At 37.4% G+C, this 20,363-nt stretch carries 16 protein-coding genes and 1 pseudogene; 4 read left to right on the forward strand and 13 right to left on the reverse strand.

The window, feature by feature from the left end:
• Positions 1 to 94: 94 nt before the first annotated feature.
• The 8 genes from ACXAFV_RS00210 to ACXAFV_RS00245 form a co-directional block, all read right to left on the reverse strand.
• Positions 95 to 1,174: a DUF3644 domain-containing protein gene (locus ACXAFV_RS00210; RefSeq protein ID WP_475123763.1), complete on the reverse strand. Its 1,080-nt coding sequence runs from the start codon at positions 1,172 to 1,174 to the stop codon at positions 95 to 97.
• Positions 1,175 to 1,439: 265 nt separating this feature from the next.
• Positions 1,440 to 2,867, reverse strand: a complete 1,428-nt coding sequence (locus tag ACXAFV_RS00215) for a hypothetical protein (RefSeq protein ID WP_475123764.1) — start codon at positions 2,865 to 2,867, stop codon at positions 1,440 to 1,442.
• A gap of 132 nt (positions 2,868 to 2,999) precedes the next feature.
• Entirely contained in the window at positions 3,000 to 6,338 is a 3,339-nt protein-coding gene (locus tag ACXAFV_RS00220) for a DEAD/DEAH box helicase family protein (protein WP_475123765.1), read from the reverse strand.
• Between the two features lie 13 nt (positions 6,339 to 6,351).
• The gene (locus ACXAFV_RS00225; RefSeq protein WP_475123766.1) at positions 6,352 to 7,545 is read right to left on the reverse strand and encodes a restriction endonuclease subunit S; all 1,194 of its coding nucleotides are present in this window, start codon (positions 7,543 to 7,545) and stop codon (positions 6,352 to 6,354) included.
• A gap of 3 nt (positions 7,546 to 7,548) precedes the next feature.
• Entirely contained in the window at positions 7,549 to 9,009 is a 1,461-nt protein-coding gene (locus ACXAFV_RS00230; protein ID WP_475123767.1) for a type I restriction-modification system subunit M, read from the reverse strand.
• Between the two features lie 185 nt (positions 9,010 to 9,194).
• Positions 9,195 to 10,517, reverse strand: a complete 1,323-nt coding sequence (locus tag ACXAFV_RS00235) for a restriction endonuclease subunit S (protein WP_475123768.1) — start codon at positions 10,515 to 10,517, stop codon at positions 9,195 to 9,197.
• A complete protein-coding gene (locus ACXAFV_RS00240) occupies positions 10,510 to 11,910 on the reverse strand; it encodes an HsdM family class I SAM-dependent methyltransferase (protein ID WP_475123769.1) in 1,401 nt (466 codons plus the stop codon). The genes ACXAFV_RS00235 and ACXAFV_RS00240 overlap by 8 nt, the downstream gene beginning before the upstream one ends.
• A gap of 21 nt (positions 11,911 to 11,931) precedes the next feature.
• Complete coding sequence (locus ACXAFV_RS00245) at positions 11,932 to 12,228, reverse strand: hypothetical protein (protein WP_475123770.1); 297 nt, start codon at positions 12,226 to 12,228, stop codon at positions 11,932 to 11,934.
• Between the two features lie 404 nt (positions 12,229 to 12,632).
• On the opposite strand from ACXAFV_RS00245, the pseudogene ACXAFV_RS00250 reads away from it, so the two are divergent.
• Positions 12,633 to 12,832: pseudogene (locus ACXAFV_RS00250) on the forward strand (tyrosine-type recombinase/integrase); the annotation flags it as partial.
• Between the two features lie 84 nt (positions 12,833 to 12,916).
• On the opposite strand, the gene groL reads toward ACXAFV_RS00250, so the two are convergent.
• Complete coding sequence (gene groL / locus ACXAFV_RS00255; protein ID WP_475123771.1) at positions 12,917 to 14,548, reverse strand: chaperonin GroEL; 1,632 nt, start codon at positions 14,546 to 14,548, stop codon at positions 12,917 to 12,919.
• 54 nt (positions 14,549 to 14,602) lie between these two features.
• Complete coding sequence (gene groES / locus ACXAFV_RS00260; RefSeq protein ID WP_032085422.1) at positions 14,603 to 14,890, reverse strand: co-chaperone GroES; 288 nt, start codon at positions 14,888 to 14,890, stop codon at positions 14,603 to 14,605.
• A 387-nt stretch (positions 14,891 to 15,277) separates the two neighbouring features.
• On the opposite strand from groES, the gene ACXAFV_RS00265 reads away from it, so the two are divergent.
• Positions 15,278 to 16,021: a lysostaphin resistance A-like protein gene (locus ACXAFV_RS00265; protein ID WP_475123772.1), complete on the forward strand. Its 744-nt coding sequence runs from the start codon at positions 15,278 to 15,280 to the stop codon at positions 16,019 to 16,021.
• A complete protein-coding gene (locus tag ACXAFV_RS00270) occupies positions 16,018 to 16,224 on the forward strand; it encodes a YdiK family protein (protein WP_475123773.1) in 207 nt (68 codons plus the stop codon). The genes ACXAFV_RS00265 and ACXAFV_RS00270 overlap by 4 nt, the downstream gene beginning before the upstream one ends.
• Before the next feature lie 18 nt (positions 16,225 to 16,242).
• Here ACXAFV_RS00270 and tatC read toward each other — a convergent pair whose 3' ends face one another.
• From tatC to ACXAFV_RS00285, 3 genes are read right to left on the reverse strand one after another with little or no spacing between them, the layout of a single operon-like run.
• Positions 16,243 to 17,019: a twin-arginine translocase subunit TatC gene (tatC, locus tag ACXAFV_RS00275; protein WP_475123774.1), complete on the reverse strand. Its 777-nt coding sequence runs from the start codon at positions 17,017 to 17,019 to the stop codon at positions 16,243 to 16,245.
• A 15-nt stretch (positions 17,020 to 17,034) separates the two neighbouring features.
• Entirely contained in the window at positions 17,035 to 17,208 is a 174-nt protein-coding gene (locus tag ACXAFV_RS00280) for a twin-arginine translocase TatA/TatE family subunit (RefSeq protein WP_175986501.1), read from the reverse strand.
• A gap of 54 nt (positions 17,209 to 17,262) precedes the next feature.
• The gene (locus tag ACXAFV_RS00285; protein WP_175986500.1) at positions 17,263 to 17,940 is read right to left on the reverse strand and encodes a redox-sensing transcriptional repressor Rex; all 678 of its coding nucleotides are present in this window, start codon (positions 17,938 to 17,940) and stop codon (positions 17,263 to 17,265) included.
• A gap of 223 nt (positions 17,941 to 18,163) precedes the next feature.
• On the opposite strand from ACXAFV_RS00285, the gene ACXAFV_RS00290 reads away from it, so the two are divergent.
• Positions 18,164 to 20,110 carry an ABC-F family ATP-binding cassette domain-containing protein gene (locus tag ACXAFV_RS00290; RefSeq protein WP_475123775.1) on the forward strand — a complete coding sequence of 649 codons (1,947 nt, stop codon included), beginning with the start codon at positions 18,164 to 18,166 and terminating at the stop codon, positions 20,108 to 20,110.
• The last annotated feature ends 253 nt before the right edge of the window (positions 20,111 to 20,363 follow it).

Raw genomic sequence — 20,363 nt, forward strand, 5'->3', positions numbered from 1 at the left:
CCTTCATTCAACAATAATGGGATATGATTGCTTTTCAAGTAGATTACAGGTTAGATTTTGATTAAAGAATAGAAAAATACTAATAAAATGCATGTCATTGTTCATACTCCTTAATATCCAATATTCCCCTAGATAACAGTGAATTATTTAAATCTGAAATTCTTATTCTTTCTCTATCCAACACTTGAACTATAAAATCAACCCATGCATCTGTATATAAATAATCATTATGAGCTTGGTCATAATAACAATATTTAGTATTTGTATCAAATGGGTCTTCAGCATCATTGGGTGGTCTCACATTAAACAACTTCCACATTATTGTATGGTTATTAATTGTAAAGTCAGTAACCCCACTCTCTATTACTTTTTCGACAATTATACTTGGTCTATGTCTTCCAGTATTAACACCTTCAACTCGAACAACTTTATCTTTGACAATGGCTGTCAACCGCTGGACCTCCTCTTGCTCCTCTGGACTCAATGTGTCCCACTTCAAAAATTCTATCGACAAGTCGTTTCTACTGGCGCTAGCAACTTTAGGAATGGCTATCAATTTAACGCTAAATTCTTGACTGTTGTATACTTCTTCAGATAATTCACTTCTATATTTAGTTATATAATCAACGAGATTTTGCACTTCATTAGATAATAAGTTTTTTTGTGCTTGTCTTTGTTCTTTTGTCATTATCCTTGAAAATTGAAGTGAGAAAGCAAGATTTTCATTTATACCGTATTCTTCACCAAAAAGTTTTACAAGTGTGTTTTCAAAGTTGTATAAAAGCGCCTGACACTCACCAAAAATAAGAGTATCGAGTGTTTCTTTTTCGATGTGTCTATGTTCTATCTTGTTCCTAAGTTTAATAAAAAATCTTAAATTCCTTTCTTCAGCCTCGGTTAGTTCACCATACTTTGAAATACAAGTGCTTAACTCCCAAGCTTTCCGTTCACCGTCAACACGTTCATACCGGTTTTTCTTTTTATAATAATATTTGTTACCTAGGGTGTTATTAAAATGCGCATGGAATAAACGAGTCCATGCCATAATCATCAATGTTATATAATTCTCTACCCTAAACGTTGTCCTTGGCTTATTGTATACTTCAACAGCCAGTAAAGCGCTGTCGATAGAGCTCTCAAGTATTGTCTTTGTCTTTCCTTTTCTTAAACTCATCATCTCACCTTCCGTCTTTTCAAGAATCTATATATTTTACTCTTTAATTCTTCTATAATAATTTTTCCAATTCAATCCAACTAAAATTATACCAGTTGTTTTTATAATTATCAGTCTTTTCAAAGAAGAAAAGACTTTAATTTCTCTTTTCTCAAAATAGATTATAAGTTTTGAGACAAACAAAAAAGACCGTGGTACATGAATGAGTATCTTGTCTGATAATCAATGCACTCCAGTCATTTCTGAAACCCGTACCTAGTTGTCGCTAGGTTTTTGGCCAATTAAAATCTTTTTTGTAGTACTTCTTTTTTAACTTTGCTAAGTCATACTCCCACTCTGTTATAGCGAAACGGAATTTTTTGGATCCGTCTTTCTGACCTTTTCTTAATTTCACATTTCCTGCAATGGTGTACGCTGCTTTTTTCAACCCAATGTCAGGAACTATACGCTGCAATATCCTCCATCTTTGCTCCCTTGTAGTCCCTGTAATCTGGTAGCCACTTTTCCGCAATTCACTCTTTTCATTTAATCCTATAGAATCATTCGAGTCATCGGGGCTGCTCATAACATCTGTCGAGGGCCACTTAAACCATTCGGTTTCACTTTCTATTTCTTCTTTGGGATTAGCTTTTCTGTCTTCTTTAACATATATATAACCAGGTTCATTTTCTTCTATTAATTTCTTTAAAAAATGTCTATTAATATAAATATCTTCTCTCTTTGGATGGCTAAAGGCTTCCACTTGGATTACTTTATATATTTTTGTCATTTTTTTATTTTCGTAGACCGCTAAATTAATTAGTATCTCTTGATTTATATCACTCAATTTATCACCTGGTGGAAGATTATAAGATACCAGCCTTTCTACTCCCGTCGTTATTTGTTTTTCTTTTACTCTCTTGAGTATATGCTCAATAATGCTTTCTTTTTCAATGGTAGAGTAACCTTTAACCTTTTTAAAACGATTAATAAGAAGCAATAGTTTTTCTTTATTTATATGGCCAGTTTCAGAGACCGTTTTCGTAACATAACGGAAAAATTTTATTCCCCAACGGTTACTCCTTATTAAACTATCATATTGAGTTAGTTGTTCTTTAATCTCTTTGTCTCTATCTAATATAAAGGCATACCAAAGTAACCTCTCAGAAGTTTTTTCATTAACCTGGTGGTCAAACTTATACCAATCAACACATATATCCGAAAAGAGTTTCAACAATTCATCTTTCTTATTTATAACTAAATATGTATGGAGAAGCTCTAGTAATAATTTAATATTAAAGCATTCATAGATATTTCCTTCCAAGTTATCTATTCTAGGACTAAGTACTGAATCAATATTAAATTTGCCTAAAGATCCGTCACAATAGTTTAGTAGCTTCAAAGCATTGTAATAAACTCTATCTTTTGATGAATGCTTGAATTGAATCAGTATTAGATCACATAGCTGATGTACATTTGTAGCATTATCCGTTAGAAAAAAATTATTCTGAATACGTATCTTGTGTATTAATTGCGTAAGTATTAAAGCTTGTTTTCCGTTCTCAGTTCTATAAATATATTCTAATAACCGTTTTACAGTATCAAAGAATTCCCTTGGGTTATCCCCCTCAACCCCAATACCCTTTAGTCTAACGAGAACTGTCATAAAGTCATTGTCATTTTTGATCGGCTCGAAGTATTCTCCGTACTTCACCTTTAACTTCTCCACTTCCAAAGTGGACAACAAAACATTGTCCATTTGCCCTCCCTCTCTTTCTAAATGAAATAAAAAGGCAACTTAAGGATTCTTAAGTGCCTTTAAGTGTAATCAGGTCAAAGTTGGATTTTACGCGCCAGCTATCTCTTCCGAATTTCGATTTATCTCATCAATAACCCCAATAATCTTACGGGCATCGTCCATATTATCCTTAAACAACTCAACAATACTTCCGACTGACTTAAATGGGTCTTGCTGTAACACTTTCTTATCCATTACTCCGTTCTTCACGACATAATCCACAATAAGTTTCACAAACCTACTTTGATAGATATTAAGTTTTTCGTTGGTTAGAAACTCCGAAAAGGCTTCATTTGCTGCTTGAGGATCTAATCCTACAATCTGTCTTACCAGCCTGGTAATAGGAGTATTCCCAAAGTCTTTTTCGTAATCTTCTTTAGTTCCTAGTTCGTTCCAAAGAATACTTTCTAACGTTTTTATATCTCGATCAGTAAGTTTCTTATTATTTCTAAGTTTGTGGATTGCTAGTTCATCTCTGTGTTGTTGAAGATAGTGATGTACTTTCTTCTTATAATTTTTTAAATCATTTGTGTGGAAAATCGGACCGCTTTCTTTCACCTCTAATACTTGATCTTTGAAGTTTGTGAAGTACATTTTTTGCTTTTCTTTTTCAATAAACTTTATCAGATCACGTAGTGCTTCACGAACGCTCTCCAACTCAAAGATATCAGCACTTTCCCAGAACTCTTCAGTTAATACTTTATTAATGATAGCCTTTTGTTCAACCACTTGTGGTATTGTCCCTAATTTGGACAAGGCTTCTGCAGTTGTTACCACACTCCGTATTGGCTTAGTAGCATTCTTTATCTGTAATTTTGCTAACTCAATTGTGTACATTACTAAGTCAAAACGCTTAGCAAATTCGTCATCATTAAATGGAACGATGATAGGAGAAACATGCTCTTTAATTTCATTTACATTCATTACCGTTAATGAGTTCCAATTAGCTTTATTTTTATATTTATGAACATGCTGCAAGTGTTGGCGCACTCGGAAGTTTTCATCATCCAACGCATTAATGTCGGCAAAAACATCATTAATGATTTCATTACGGTGTGAAATATAATTTTCTGTTTGGTATTCCACCCCTTGAAGCTCTTTAATGAGTTCAACTTTTGAATTAAACAGCTTTTCCGTTAAACTTTCGGTAGCTTTTCCTTCTATGCCCTTCGGATTCTCTCTGAAGAATTCAAAGTTCCCACAATAGTCAAATATTAAGAAATGGGTTTTATCCTGCCCTATTCCTAGTAGATCTGGACATAAACGTGTTCCTCGACCAATCATTTGCCAGAACTTTGATTTTGACCGGACCTTTTTAAAGAATACTAGGTTAACCACTTCAGGAATATCTACACCAGTATCAAGCATATCAACTGACACAGCTATCTGAGGCATTTTTTCTTTTGTTGAGAAATCTTCAATTAGGCTTTGGTAATAATTCACGCTATAGTCAATGACTTTCGCAAATTCTCCGCCATACTCTGGAAATAAAACATCGAATCTTTCAACTATCTTTAACGCATGTTGGTGGTTTTTCGCAAAGAGAATTGTTTTGCCAAGTTTATCTCCACCTTCAACATGTATTCCCTTTTCCATTAAGTTCTTGAGAACGGTATCAATTGTGTCAGCATTAAAAAGCCACTCATTTAATGCTCCACTATCAATATCATCTCCAACCTCATCTTCAAATGTTTCTTCATATAACTCTTTTTCCTCATCTGATAAATCATCGTAACGGATACCTTCTTCAAGGAATTTCATCCTTGTTTCGATGGTTCTGTAATCAACCAAATATTCATCTTCAACCGCTTTTTCTAACTCGTAAGCATAGGTCGGAGTGCCACTTTCCATGTTAAATACCTCATACGTATTTTTATCAATTTCATCTTTTGGGGTAGCAGTCAGTCCAAGCAGCATACCGTCAAAATAGTTGAAAATTGAACGATACTTTTTATATATACTTCTATGAGATTCATCAATAATGATTAAGTCAAAATGACCAATAGTAAATAACTTCTTGCCATCTTTACGTTTGACTTCATCAATGGCATTCATCATAGTTGGGTAGGTAGAGAATACCATCCGACTTTCATCAGGATTATCTTTGTTATCTAAGAGGTTACATAACGATAAGCTAGGTAAAAGGTTATTAAAGTTTTTCTTTGCCTGAAGTAGAAGTGTTTTACGATCTGCTAGAAACAAAACGTTCTTCACCCAGTTATGACGAGAAAGGACATCCACAATCGAGATAGCTGTTCTTGTTTTCCCGCTACCCGTGGCCATTACTAGCAGCATCTTTCGCTGATTTCGTTCCAATGCATCGCAAACTGCCAGAATTGATTCCTTTTGATAGTAACGATTCGTAATATCATCGTTAATTTCAACATCCGTTAGTTCTCGCTTCATTGTGATGCGATCTATTACGAGGTTTAAATCAGCTTTATTATAGAAGCCAGACACCCTTCTTGGTGGATAGGGCTTGTGCCAGATATAGGTTTCAAAACCATTGGTATAAAAAATCACGGGACGCTGCCCATACTTTTGTTCAATGCAGTCAGCGTATAGTTTCGCTTGTTGCTTACCGACATTAGGATCTTTTGATGTTCGCTTTGCTTCAACTACACCTATGGGTTTACCATTATCACCAAGCAAGACATAATCAACATAACCAATACCTTGATTATTCGGCATTCCTGTCACTTCAAATTCCTTTACAACATCCGTACCGAATTCCCAGCCAGCTAGTTTTAAATCAAGATCAATATACTTCTGCCTTGTTTCAAACTCACTTATTTCATCAACTTCAAAATCATAGTTGTCTGTATTCAACTCACGTTTAATTGTGTTTACCTTACGAAGTTCTTCATTTTCCTTCATCATTTCTTCTAAACGACGATCTTTAGAGCTTAACTGGTCATATAAGTCTTGTAATTCTTTTGGTCTTACACGCTTTTCTTCACCTTGTTGCAGTAAGGACTCGTCAAATTCCTTTGCAGTATATTCATCCGAGTAACAATAATCAATCCAAGCCACAAACTGATGCAAATTGTGTAGAGATAATATTGCTTCATCACGATTGATGTTTGCGTTGGAATGGACTGATACATTTCCCAACTTAACAATGTACTTTAACAAAGGCAGAAAATCATCATCAATGATAGCCAGGAAATTAGAGTCGTGAATTAAACTTGATAAGTTCTCCTGATAGGGAACTTTCAATTCACTGTCAGAGCTATAAAGCCACTTTACTGCAAGCTCCAAGGCGCGACGTGACAAAATTGCACACGTCGCTGGACTTACAATAAGAGCTTTTTCTGCTTCTAAGCAGGATTTATTAAAACTATTATATTGAGCTTTTTCTTTAATAAAACCAAAGTTAGTAACCAATATTATCCCTCCTTTATTTAAACATGAGGAAGTTTTTTTCTTGGATGAAAAATTCTCCATTAAAGGCACTTTGCAAAATAGAATTGTATAGATTCTCATTTTCTTTTAAGGCCTTTTTTAATTTCTCCTTTAGATTAATTATTTCATCTACTTTATTTTCAAATTCGTTTTGCAATTCTATAGGTGGACATATAAATTCAATAGACTTAATCTCTGACATTGGTGGGAAATTAGGAATACCACTTCCTCTACTAAATCCAAATAAAATATCTTGAACTTTTTTGTTCCTAAAAAGAAATTTAAAAAAGGTATTATTCATCTTTTGATGATCAAGTGTAATTTTTAATAATGCTTGGTTTATAATACCCTCCTTTGCATTGTGAGGTACCTCTGCTATTCTACCCAACGTTACTCCGGAACAGCTTATTATTAGATCTTTGGGTTTAACCTCAAAGGCTTTCAATTCTTCAAATTTTTCCTTAGTTATAAAATATCTAGCCATCGAAAAGTCATCATTTATGGCATGATATTGTTCATATACTAAGTATCCGCTTTTTACGAATATCTCCTTTTTTAAAGCTCCTCCAAATGGCCCTCTTTTTATTGAATACTTATCATCCTTGACCAAATTCGGTAATGCTAGGGTATCCCATTTCTTATTGTTAACACCGGGATCCCCAAACATCTCCAAAAACACACTTTGCATTAATTGGTCTAATGTTTCAACTTGGGACCTACGTTTGCTTATTAAAGATTGTGCTTTATCAAGTATATTAGATATTAGCATTTGTCTTTCTAATGAAGGGACTGGAAGTTTTAGATTTTCTAAAGCTTTCCTTGAAATATGTGGTATAGTAGCTCCTGTGCTTGTCGAACGGAAATAGTCAAATTTAGACTGAAGATATCGTCCGATGAATTGAGTATCTACTTCATTAGAGTCTGTTTTTAAAACAGCTAATGTGCTACCAATTGCACCTTCTAAACCATAGCTTACTGTTCCAGCATTTGCACCATCCCATGCAATGATAATATCGTCTTTGTCAGCATAGATGTATTTATCTGATTTAGTACAATATTTTAAATTATCATCATTTCTCAAATCATCGATTTGAATATATCTAATTGAATCTGAATCAGGATTTCCAATCGATTCAACCTTTTTCCCTTTTTTAATTTTATATATTTCTTTTAATGCTACATGTCTCATCATTTAACCTCTTATTAACTCTTTCAGTTGATTTATGCCATCGACAATTTCTGTTTCTAATTGAGCAATTTCATCCAGTATTTTATCTGGTGATTCATAACTTACTTCATCATACTCAATCTCTTTATACTTGTTAATAGACAAGTCATAGTCATTTTTACGTAACTCTTCAACAGTTACAAAGAAAGACTGTTCTGTACGTTTTCTATCTTTTTCAGCTTGAAAGTCATTAAATCGAGCAATGATATCAGGAATATCATTTTTTTCTATTGGACTTCGTTTATCATCAAGGGAAAAGCCGTCTGCTTTTAAATCGTAGAACCAAACATTATCCGTACCACCGTCACCTGTTTTTGTAAAAATCATGATGGCAGTAGATACTCCAGCATAAGGTTTAAATACACCGCTAGGCATTTTAATGATTGCTTCCAATTTATGAGTATCGATAATCTCTTGCCGGATTTGTTTATGAGCTTTGGAACTCCCGAATAGTACACCATCTGGAACAATAACAGCAGCACGGCCACCAGCTTTTAGAATACGAATAAAGAGAGCCAAAAATAGCAATTCTGTTTTCTTTGTTTTTGTCAGTTTTAATAACTCGTTAGATACTCCTTCTTCATCAAGTGAACCTTTAAATGGAGGATTGGCAAGTACAAGTGTATATTGCTCTTTATCTTTATTTACTTCTGCAAGGGAATCACGATAATCAATTTTAGGGTTATCAATGCCGTGAAGCATCATGTTCATTGCTCCAATACGCAACATCGTTCTATCCATATCATTTCCGTAAAACATCGTGTTGTTAAAATGCTCTTTTAACCCTTGTACTAAGAACAAATCATTATGATTCTTACGTAAATATTCTGCAGCAGATACAAGGAAACCTGCTGATCCCATAGCTGGATCAATAATGACATCTTCAGGTGTTGGTTTCATAAGCTCCACTATCATATCGATAATATGGCGTGGTGTACGGAACTGCCCGTTTGTCCCAGAAGTTGCTACCTTTGATAACAAGTACTCATATAAGTCACCTTTTGTATCACGGTCTTTCATTGGAATGTTATCAATGCCATCAACAATTTTGGAAAGCATATTTGCTGTTGGGATCATGAACATCGCATCACTCATATACTTGGAGTATGCAGAATCCTCTTTGCCATGTAATTTTTTAATAAAAGGGAATACTTCTTTAGATACAACTTCATACATTTCCTCGGCAGAACCAAGTTGTTTAAAACGGCTCCAGCGTAAATGTTGCTTGTCTTTAGGAAATAAGCCTTGATATTCCATACCTAAAAACTCCGCTTCCTGTTCTTTTGTTGTCTCTTGTTCATCTAATCCTTTTATAAATAATAGATAAGTAAATTGTTCTATAACTGTTAATGGGTTTGTAATTCCGCCAGACCAGAATGTTTCCCATATTTTATCTACTTTACTTTTAATTTCACCTGTTATCACCTTATTACCTCCTTGAATTTTCCATTATATTATTATATCACTATCTAAAATATCCAGATAGTAAGTGGGGGTAAAAATTCATTTACAACTCTTAACCCCACCATTAAATTAGTTCAAATTGAAATTCAACCAACTTAATATGTGAAATTTTGATATTAACTAATTGGTTGCACAAAGCAATTACCTCAGTCAAATAATAAATTCGTAAATTCCTCAATCTGCTTTTTGACAGCTGTGAGATCCATTAATTTTAGTTCTTTGTTAATTTCATCGATTATCTTTTGTTGTAATTGGATCGTCGGTACAGGTACTTTAATTGTTTTGATTGCTCCAACCTTGATAAATTGCTGGGCAGCTCCTCCTGACCGGCTTTCAAAATACATCGCGGCCCATTTTGTATTAAAATAAAAAACCAAAAACTCTGGTAGAATTTGATTAATATCTGGCTTTACAATAGTAAGATGCTGATTGGCCACTGCACCTTCATATTTTTCATTTACTAATGCAGCTTTACCAATAGTACCCACCCTGGAGATAAGCACCTCATTTTTTGAAATTGTACTCTTTAAACTTTTCTCCTTAAATCTCTCATCAATATAGACCAGTTCTTCTTCAGAGATGAAGTTTTGTTTAAGGTCTTTAATACGAACATATGGTACCCCTTCAGTTTTATATTCCTTAGATGGAATGGCTGTACCGGATCTAAATTCGATGGTGATATCTTCTAAAGATTTTGTTTCTACTGACCAATCTTGACTCTTGTTATCCATATAAAAGCCAACATCAAGCCTATCTTTCAATTTTTTATATAGATAAGGTTGATATAGTAAAGACTGTTTTACCAATTCTTCTTCTTTAATTAGAACATCATTTTTAGTAAATACTTCTTCTACAACCTGTTCAGTTGATTTGGTGTTATTGTTTCGCTCTAACCAAAGAGAGAAATATTCTTTGGCTTTGTTTTCAATTTCATCATTAAAACAGTTATCAGGAGCTTCTAAATCTTTTAAGTCCATTAACTTAACCGTTGGAACTGTCATCCCTTTTGACAAAGCTGTAATTTGTTTATTTAAAGAATTACTCCTTAATACAAAGTAAAGGACTTCAGCTAATATTCTTTTGGGTCTTAATACTGCAAAAGTTGTGTTCACAACACATCCTTCAAATTCTTCAGTAACAATCGCAACTAAATTCCGCTCGGGTCGAACTGTTGAAATAAGAATATCCCCTTGTTTGACTATCAACCTTGCTCTAGCCGGTAGTTCTTCTCCTTGTGTTTTTTTTGCTGACAAAAGTATTCCTTCTTCTGTAATACAACTTGAATCTATATAGCTGTATTCGCAATCACTTTTGATTTGCTCTTGATTTAATCTGTCAGGATTGAAATCTACAACTTCATTTAATGGCGTACCTTTTATAGTTGCTAAATTCTGCTTTGATAATAATGAAGTTACAACCCATTCATCATTATTAATAATGTTATATGGGAGTGTACTGATCTCAGCCACATGGCAGTCCCCCTTTTTTCCATTTTGAAAATCCTTCAACAATTTCTTTAAAATCTTCAACGCTATCTGCTCTTGCCAGGAATATTTCGTCAGCTGACTCATTAGCTTCTGTTTTCTTACGTAAGACTAGTACACTTACCTTCACACTAGCGTATGGCTTTAAGGTGTGCGTAGGTAAACTTACTATAGTCTCTATAATACTTTTTTCTTTTATGAAATCTCTTGTAATACTGAACTTCTCACTAAATAAAACACTTTCAGGAACCAACATCACAATGTACCCACCTGGTTGCGTAACGGCTATAGCCTTTTCAATGAATAAATCAGAAGCATCAACTCTTTTTTGTGCTAGTCTGTAATCGTTGTGAAACTCTTCAGGCAGGTTATATTTTAAGCCTAATGGTGGATCCAGCAAAGTGAGAGAAAAGGTATTAGCTTGTAACATCTCATTCTCTCGTATTGAATCTTTACAATTCACTTCAAATGCATTTAGTCCGCTTACAATAACCATTATTTTTGAAATGATACAAGTATCTTGATAGACTTCAAAACCAATTAGTTTTTTGATGTTATTGGCTTCAATTACATCACAAGCAATTGAGCCGTATCCAGAGGCTAAATCAACAACACTATCCTTTTTAAAATCTAATTGCTGCACTAATCCGACATACAATTCACGTAAATGTGGTGGAGCATTGAACTGACCTATGATTGGTTTGTTAACCTCTAAACATTTCATTATTATATGTCTTAATGCAGAATGGACCGGTGGTAGTACACTGATTTTGTTTAAAAAGGTCATGAGCTGCTCTGACTGAAGTTCATAGTTAACTTGTTGGATATCAACCTCATAGAATTTTGATGCTTCAAACAGCAATTCTTTAAACTGTTGAAATTCTTCAATTTTCACCCACTTATCGAGATCACCATGTTCACTTAAATAAGTTCTTACTAATAATGTATGGGCCATAACTTTCCCATACTGCTCACTTGGAAGATATCCTCTAATTCCCTCTAATGCGTCCCAGGCAGTTTTTTCGATCAAATCAATCTTTGTGAGATATAAATGCTTACTTTCGAATACCGGCTCATCAGTTGGTAAAAATGTATTTCCATCAAACCAGTACTGATTATCAGGAAATACTAATAACGCATAAGGTGCTTTTATTCCTTGAACATATTTCATTAATTGTTGTTGGACACTTGGATTTGGTTTTCCCTTTATTTCAACAACAACTTGAACCTCTTCATTACCTTCATCATTTAGTGTATAACCAACCAAGTCAGGACCACTCCGACCTATTTTTACACCCTTTTTAATGATAGGTAATCCTTTTTGTTTTAACTCTTTCTCAGTTTGGTTTAACAACTTTTTCTCCAGTGATAATCCCACTTTATCTCACTCCTTTTTTAATTAAGCAATTATCGCTTCTGTCTTTTCATGAAATCTCATCAACTTCTGCAAGTAGAAGTTTTCTTTTTCTGCCTCTTTGCCACTTTCATATTCCTTCTTATTTATTGCCTTGGCATTGGCAACACTATATAAGATAGTATTGTTCTTTTTTACACCAGGCATTTCTGACACAATTTCCAGTACATCCATTAATACACAATTGTTATCCGTTTGAAGGTAGCGAGGAACACTAACCTCTTTCTTCTTACCTACATGACCATACCGACATACCACCCTCCAATACTTGCAATTATCCATTGACGCGATTACATCCCTGTTATTTTTTATTATTGAATTCATTGGTGCGTTTTTATTATATTTACATTAAAACACCAAATTATCTTCCTGTCAACACTCCAGTGAAATTTATTTTAATCGAAATAAACAAAATACGCACCAATGATAAAAAGTTAAATAATTTGGCTTTCTACTAAAAAAGGAGCTCAACATTTGGTTGAACTCCTTTTTAGGATGGTTATGCACCCTTTTATTAGTGCAGCATTTGGGGAATTTATTTATATAATAAGTTTTGGGTTGTTTCAATTCTACTATGTCGCAAGCGATTCTTTATCAAGTTGAGGGATGCCCCCGCATTAACTAGTAAGATAGCATTCTTATTGAAAGTTAAGGTTTCCTTATCAAAATCGATGTTCTCCCTGCCTAACCCAACATTTGCACCATTCTCTTTGAGACATACGCATACGTCTCTTTTAGCAGAAGCCGGTGTTTCGTTTGAACAAATCATGGATCGACTGGGTCATAAAGATGATCAAATTACAAAAAATGTGTACCTCCAAGTAACCCAAGAAATGAAAAAGAAGCTTCCCAAAAGTTTAGCGAACTCATGAGAAGCCTCCGTTAATATCCTCATTGTTAGCAAAATGTTAGCATACCGCCTCTCACCTTACCAACAAATCCTTTTATATCAAGGGTTGAGGGGGCGTTATTACATCATGCCGCCCATTCCGCCCATGCCGCTCATATCAGGCATGCCGCCGCCAGCATTTTCTTCAGGAATGTCTGCCACTACTGCTTCAGTAGTCAAGAACATTGCTGCAACAGATGCTGCGTTTTGAAGTGCAGAACGAGTAACCTTCGTTGGGTCAACGATACCTTTTTCGATCATGTTCACCCATTCGCCAGTTGCTGCGTTGAAACCAACGCCCACTTCTTCTTTCTTCAGGCGTTCTACGATGATAGAACCTTCGAGTCCTGCGTTGTGAGCGATTTGACGGATTGGCTCTTCAAGTGCGCGAAGCACGATGTTGATACCAGTTGCTACATCCGCATCCGCTTCGATTGAAGCGACTTTGTTGTATACGTTCACAAGGGCAGTACCACCACCGGAAACGATACCTTCTTCTACTGCTGCACGAGTAGAGTTCAATGCGTCTTCGATGCGAAGTTTACGCTCTTTAAGCTCAGTTTCAGTTGCAGCACCAACCTTAACGACTGCTACACCGCCTGCAAGCTTAGCAAGGCGCTCTTGTAATTTTTCTTTATCGAATTCAGAAGTAGACTCTTCGTATTGAGCACGGATTTGGTTCACACGCCCAGCAATCTTTTCTGGATCTCCAGAACCTTCTACAACTGTTGTGTTTTCTTTTGTTACAACAACTTTCGCTGCGCGGCCTAATTGAGTCACGTTTGCAGATTTAAGGTCTAATCCTAAATCTTCAGTGATCACTTCACCGCCAGTAAGGATGGCAAGGTCTTCAAGCATTGCTTTACGACGGTCACCGAATCCAGGAGCTTTAACAGCCACAGCATTGAATGTTCCGCGAAGTTTGTTTACTACTAATGTTGCAAGTGCTTCACCTTCAACATCCTCAGCAACGATCAACAATGGCTTGCCTTGTTGTACCACTTGCTCAAGAACAGGAAGTACTTCCTGGATGTTGCCGATTTTCTTATCAGTGATCAAGATGTATGGATTCTCAAGAACCGCTTCCATCTTGTCAGAATCTGTTACCATGTATGGAGAAGCATATCCGCGGTCGAACTGCATTCCTTCCACTACATCAAGCTCAGTTGTGAAACCTTTGGATTCTTCGATTGTGATGACACCATCGTTTCCAACGCGCTCCATTGCTTCTGCGATCAGTTGGCCGACTTCTTCGTCAGCAGCTGAAATCGCAGCAACCTGAGCGATTGAATCTTTGCCTTCGATTGGCTTGGAAATAGCTTTTAATTCTTCAACTGCAGTTTGAACCGCTTTTTCGATCCCTTTACGTACGCCGACTGGGTTAGCACCAGCTGTTACGTTTTTAAGACCTTCACGGATCATCGCCTGCGCAAGAACCGTTGCAGTTGTTGTACCGTCACCGGCAATTTCGTTTGTTTTGCTTGCTACTTCAGCAACAAGTTTAGCACCCATGTTTTCGAATGCATCTTCAAGTTCGATTTCTTTCGCAATCGTTACACCGTCATTCGTGATAAGCGGTGAACCGTATTTCTTCTCAAGTACCACGTTGCGTCCTTTTGGTCCAAGAGTTACTTTTACTGCATTTGCTAATTGATCTACCCCGCGAAGCATGGAACGGCGTGCTTCTTCGCTAAATTTAATATCCTTAGCCATATTCAAAGTCCTCCTCTTATTGTTTAAAGTAATGTTTTATTATCGATTATTTAATTATTCGCCAACAACAGCCAGAATGTCACTGTCACGAAGGATCAGATATTCTGTGCCTTGGTATTTCACTTCTGTACCAGCATATTTACTGAAGATGATTCGATCGCCGACAGACACCTCAAGAGCAACGCGCTCACCGCTGTCAAGAACGCGACCTGTACCTACAGCAACAACTTTACCTTCCTGCGGCTTTTCCTTTGCGGAATCCGGAAGAACGATACCGCTTGCTGTTTTTTCTTCTGATTCGACTAGCTCGATAACGACGCGATCACCTAGTGGTTTTAACAAGTGAAACAACCTCCTTGAAATTATGTAAATAGTTTTTTATTAGCACTCGTTCACTGTGAGTGCTAACACAATTATTATAATAATTAATTCGTTTTCATTTTGCAAGAGTCCTGCTTAAAATTTTTTTCGTCATTTTCCTCCTTTTTTCACACCTCTCTATCCTATGTCCGGGTTTGTCTTTGTATTCCTGATTCTGCTCTAATTGTGGCCCGTTGATTTCGACTGCATGCGCTCACTTTCCGCGTAGAGTCAAGGTATGGTTTTAAAATAGAAATGACGTATCATCGTTCGAAAATGTGAAATAAATATGACAACACCCCTTCTATTTGAACACTCCCCGATTTCTTAGTAGAATTGAACAAGATGACGGTTAAAGGAGACGAAACGTTGAAAAAACATTTTGGATATATATTGATCGCGTATATTGTGATGCAGCTATCGAGTATTATCGGAGTTCCGCTTCTTTATAAAATCGGGACTGATGTACTTGGTGAGCCTGCAGATCAAGTGAAACAGCTTGTTCCGGGATATTGGCTCATGATCAGCTTTACGCTGACACTAATCGTAGTGTGGGCCATTCTCAGAAAAAGCGAAACAAGCACGAATCTTGAACGAAGTGCCCCCCTCAATGCCGGAAGCTCCATCGGCTGGGCGGTTGCAGGGATATTCATCGCGTTCTTTGCACAGTCGATTGCGATCCAGATTGAATATGCACTGGGAATCGAAATGGGCTCTGAAAATACACAGATGATCATCGGGATCATCGAGAAGGTTCCATTGACGATGCTCGTCGCAGCTGTGATCGGACCTATCCTGGAAGAAATCGTATTCAGGAAGATCATCTTCGGTGTCCTTTATGAAAAGATGAATTTCTTCTTTGCGGCGCTGGTAAGTTCCATCATTTTCGCCCTTGCCCACTTTGAACCGGAGCATGTGATCCTGTATTCGGCAATGGGCTTTACATTCGCTTTTCTATATGTAAAAACGAAGAGAATACTCGTGCCAATTTTTGCTCATGTGGCGATGAATACATCTGTCGTTCTAATACAATCTATCTATAAGGACGAAATTCAAAAGATCATGAAAGAAGCTGAACAAATTCAAGGATTTATTGGAGGATTATTTTTATGAGAAGATCACCGCTTTTCTCCGGAGTGATCTATCTCCTGCTCGGAATACTTTTCACATACTTTGCAATCCAGAATGTAAGAGATGATGGTTGGGGATTTTTCACTTATATGCTCGTTTTTCTGGCCACCCTTGATTTCGGATCGGGGCTCAGAATGATCATGATTCATTTCAAAATCAGGAAACAACTCAATAATAAAAAATAAGGATTGGTCCCACAGGGATCAATCCTTATTTATATCTTCTTCATATTGTTCCATCTCAAGCTTCTGTTCCGCTTCGAGCACCTTTTTATAGCCGATCTTCGAAATCCAGATACTGATTTCGTAGAGGATGAATAAAGGTACGGTCACCATCAAGTGTGAAACGATGTCCGGTGGAGTGATGAAGGCTGCGATGACCAGCAAAATAAAGTAAGCAACCTTACGTACTTTTGCCATCATCATCGGGGTGATGATTCCCAATCTCGTTAAGAACAACATCGCGACAGGCAGCTGGAATAATAGACCGAATGGAATAGTTAGTTGAAACAAGAAATGAAAGTATTCATTTATCCCTATGACTTGTTGAATTTCAAGACTATCAGACAACGTCATCATGAATTCCACGACATATGGAAATAGAATGAAGTAAGCAAAAGATAGTCCGCCTAGAAATAACAACAGTGAGATAGGAATATAGCTAAGGGTCACTTTACGCTCCGTTTCATATAAGCCTGGGCTTATAAATGACCAGACCTGAAATAAAATGAGCGGTGCAGTGAGGATCAGCGAAATGAATACCATCATTTCCATATAGATCTTAAGCGGGTCTGTCAGACGAAATGCATTCATCGTCAGCTCTTTGGCTTCGTCTGCATGCTGCAGATAACGAATCAGCGGTTCGGCGAGAAAGAAGCTTGCTACAAACGCTAACAAGAAGAAAACGACTACAATCATGAGTCGTTTTTGCAATTCTCCTATATGTTCATACATTGTCATGTCTTTTTGACTTTGACTCATGGCATTCATCCTACTCTACTTAGCACTTTTGTTTTTATCGTCGTCGTCATCTGCTAAGCCTTTTGTTGCGTTTTTAAACTCACGTAATGTATTACCGAAAGCTTTCCCTAATTCAGGCAATTTCTTTGGGCCGAAAACTAGTAAAGCGACAATTAAAATGATTATGAGGCTACCTGGACCTACTGGCATAATGAGACACCTCCTCTTGTACTCTTCTATCATAACGTAAAGCAACAGAATTTTCTATTCCGTTATAATTCCATCTTGTGACATTTCCGTGTCATCTTCCGAGTAATGCTTTAAAAAGTAAACCAGTGATTGCAATTCTACTGCCAAATCAATATGATGGACCCGGATATGATCAGGTACCGTCAGCCTCGCAGGCGTAAAGTTGAGGATTCCCTTGATCTTAGAAGAGACCAATCTGTCTGTGATGTTTTGAGCAGAAGAAGCCGGCACCGTCAGGATTGCCACTTCAATATTCTGATCCTCAAGCTTTTCCTCCAGGTCATCCAGGTGAAATACCGGTACATCGCCGACCTGAGTACCCACTTTTGACTCATCCACTTCGAATGCCATTTCAATCTTCGTATTATTGTTTTTTATAAAATTATAATTAAGAAAGGCAGTTCCCAGATTTCCGACACCAATCAGCACTACCTTAGTCAATGCATCCTGATCCAGCGTCTTTCTGAAAAAAGAGAGAAGATAGTTAACATTATAACCATAACCCTTTTTCCCTAGTGCACCGAAATATGAAAAGTCCCTGCGGATCGTGGCCGAATCAACCTTCACTGCTTCACTTAATTCCTTCGATGACACCCTCTGCTTGCCAGATGAGTATAAATTCTTGATAAAACGGTAATAAAGCGGCAGCCGCTTAGCCGTTGCCTGTGGAATTTTCGTTGTATCCTGATTCATATTGCATTCCCCCACATCTATTCAAAGCCCGTTACTTTGGTCACCAACGAACCTGTGAACGCTTCCAAAAATAACAGATAACATTTTTTTCTCGTCTCATACCCATCATACACTATATTCTATCCTATATGTGTGAAGATTAATAGTCATTCATAGACATGTATCATTGCCGTTTTCCTCTCAAATACGGTACACTAGCACTATGAAATAGAGGTGAAACGTCATGATTCTACTACAAGTGAATCAACTTAGCAAAAACTTTGGTGCAGATAATATATTATCGAACATCAAACTCGAAATACAGACAAGAGACAGAGTCGCACTCGTTGGCCGCAACGGCGCGGGAAAATCTACTCTTTTAAAAATAATCGCCGGCCAGTTATCGCATGATGCCGGGGAAATCACAAAGCCTAAAGGCGTATCGATCGGCTACCTGGCCCAAAACACCGGACTGGAATCCGATTTATCCATCTGGGCAGAAATGCTGACCGTTTTTGAAGGACTCCAGGCACAGGAAAAGCAGCTGCGTGTTCTCGAAAAACAGATGGCCGACCCGTCTGTCTACGAAAATGAGGATATCTATCAGCGTGTTTTAAAAGAATACGATCAACTTCAGGTAAGCTTCAAAGAATCCGGAGGCTACCAATACGAAGCAGACATCCGGTCCGTTCTACACGGGCTGAACTTCGCTGATTTTGACTATGAGACGAAAATCTCCACGTTAAGCGGCGGTCAGAAAACCCGCCTGGCACTGGGTAAGCTCCTCTTGACGAAGCCAGATATTCTAATCCTTGATGAGCCGACCAACCACCTTGATATCGAGACCCTATCCTGGCTTGAAACATACCTGCAAAGCTATGAAGGCGCCGTACTGATCGTTTCCCATGACCGTTATTTCTTGGACAGCGTCGTCAATCAAGTGTATGAAATCTCCCGTAAACGGAGCAAGAAATTCATAGGGAACTACAGTAAATACCTTCAGCAAAAAGCAGAAGACTATGAGAAAGATGTAAAACTCTATGAACGCCAGCAGCAGGAAGTTGCAAAGCTTGAAGACTTCATTCAGCGGAACATCGCCCGTGCCTCCACGACAAAAATGGCGCAGAGCCGCCGAAAAAAACTGGAGCGCATGGAACTGATGGACAGGCCGCTCGGCGATGAGAAATCCGCCACCTTCGCATTCCAGATCGATCGACAAAGCGGAAATGATGTGCTGAAAGTAAACGACCTTTCAATCGGTTATGAAAAGGATGAAAAAATCTCCAGCCATATCGATTTTTCCGTAAAAAAAGGTGACAGCATTGCACTCGTCGGTCCGAATGGTATCGGAAAATCAACCTTGCTTAAGACGCTTGTGGATAAGCTTAAGCCTTTATCCGGCGATTTTAAGTTTGGTTCGAATGTATCTATCAGCTACTATGATCAGGAGCAGGCCGAGCTTTCATCAAACAAAACCGTCCTCAATGAACTATGGGATGAATACCCGATGAAAAACGAGAAGGAAATCCGGACCGTCCTCGGCAACTTCCTCTTCTCAGGAGAAGACGTGCTGAAGCCGGTTTCCACTTTAAGTGGAGGCGAGAAAGCGAGGCTCGCCCTTTCAAAACTGATGATGGAAAAAGGGAATGTCCTCATTCTTGATGAGCCGACGAATCACTTGGATCTAGACAGCAAAGAAGTGCTCGAAAATGCACTCATCGATTATCCAGGCACCATTTTGTTTGTGTCCCACGATCGTTATTTTATCAACAGAATCGCAACCAAAGTGCTTGAACTATCTAAAAATGGTTCAACTGAATATCTTGGAGACTATAATTATTATATGGAAAAGCTGCGGCAGCAAGAAGAACTGGCCGCCCTGGAGCAGACAGAAAAAGGACAGCCTGCATCCGGCTCGGCCACTCCGCAGAAACAAAACCATAAGATTGATAAAGAAGCGAAAAAGCTTGAGCGCCAGCGTAAAAGAAGAGTGGAAGAAATTGAAGCTCAAATGGAAGCTCTTGAGGCTGTCATCGAAGAACAGGAAGAACTGCTTTGTGATCCTGACATCTTCCAGGATCATGAAAAGGTCCAAGAGATCAATGACAAACTCAATACTTCCAAAGAAGAACTCGATAAACTGTTGGAAGAATGGACAGAATTAGAGGAACTTCTCCAAGAAGAACAGTAATCCACAGGTTTGGATGACACCCCGTTATCCAAACCTTTCTTATTCCACATCAATATCCACAGTCCAAATGTTGATTAAACGTTATTCACAAGAGTTTTCCACATTATCCACAGATTAACTCACAGTTATGCACATTGCACCACTGAATTACCCATACTTTTTTCACAGGGTGTTCACATCTATTCAATAGTTATTAACAACTTATCCACAGACTGTTGATAAAACATATGTTCTACTACTAAAAAAGCTTCGA

It is taken from the genome of Rossellomorea sp. ABR4_012, from assembly GCF_056159545.1.

Bases quoted from the DNA above. Each gene is read 5' to 3' on its own strand.
- ACXAFV_RS00210 (WP_475123763.1), bottom strand. From the start codon at position 1,174: ATGAGTTTAAGAAAAGGAAAGACAAAGACAATACTTGAGAGCTCTATC.
- groL (WP_475123771.1), bottom strand. From the start codon at position 14,548: ATGGCTAAGGATATTAAATTTAGCGAAGAAGCACGCCGTTCCATGCTT.
- tatC (WP_475123774.1), bottom strand. From the start codon at position 17,019: ATGAGTCAAAGTCAAAAAGACATGACAATGTATGAACATATAGGAGAA.
- ACXAFV_RS00285 (WP_175986500.1), bottom strand. From the start codon at position 17,940: ATGAATCAGGATACAACGAAAATTCCACAGGCAACGGCTAAGCGGCTG.
- ACXAFV_RS00225 (WP_475123766.1), bottom strand. From the start codon at position 7,545: ATGAGACATGTAGCATTAAAAGAAATATATAAAATTAAAAAAGGGAAA.
- ACXAFV_RS00245 (WP_475123770.1), bottom strand. From the start codon at position 12,228: ATGGATAATTGCAAGTATTGGAGGGTGGTATGTCGGTATGGTCATGTA.
- ACXAFV_RS00270 (WP_475123773.1), top strand. From the start codon at position 16,018: ATGAGAAGATCACCGCTTTTCTCCGGAGTGATCTATCTCCTGCTCGGA.
- ACXAFV_RS00290 (WP_475123775.1), top strand. From the start codon at position 18,164: ATGATTCTACTACAAGTGAATCAACTTAGCAAAAACTTTGGTGCAGAT.
- ACXAFV_RS00280 (WP_175986501.1), bottom strand. From the start codon at position 17,208: ATGCCAGTAGGTCCAGGTAGCCTCATAATCATTTTAATTGTCGCTTTA.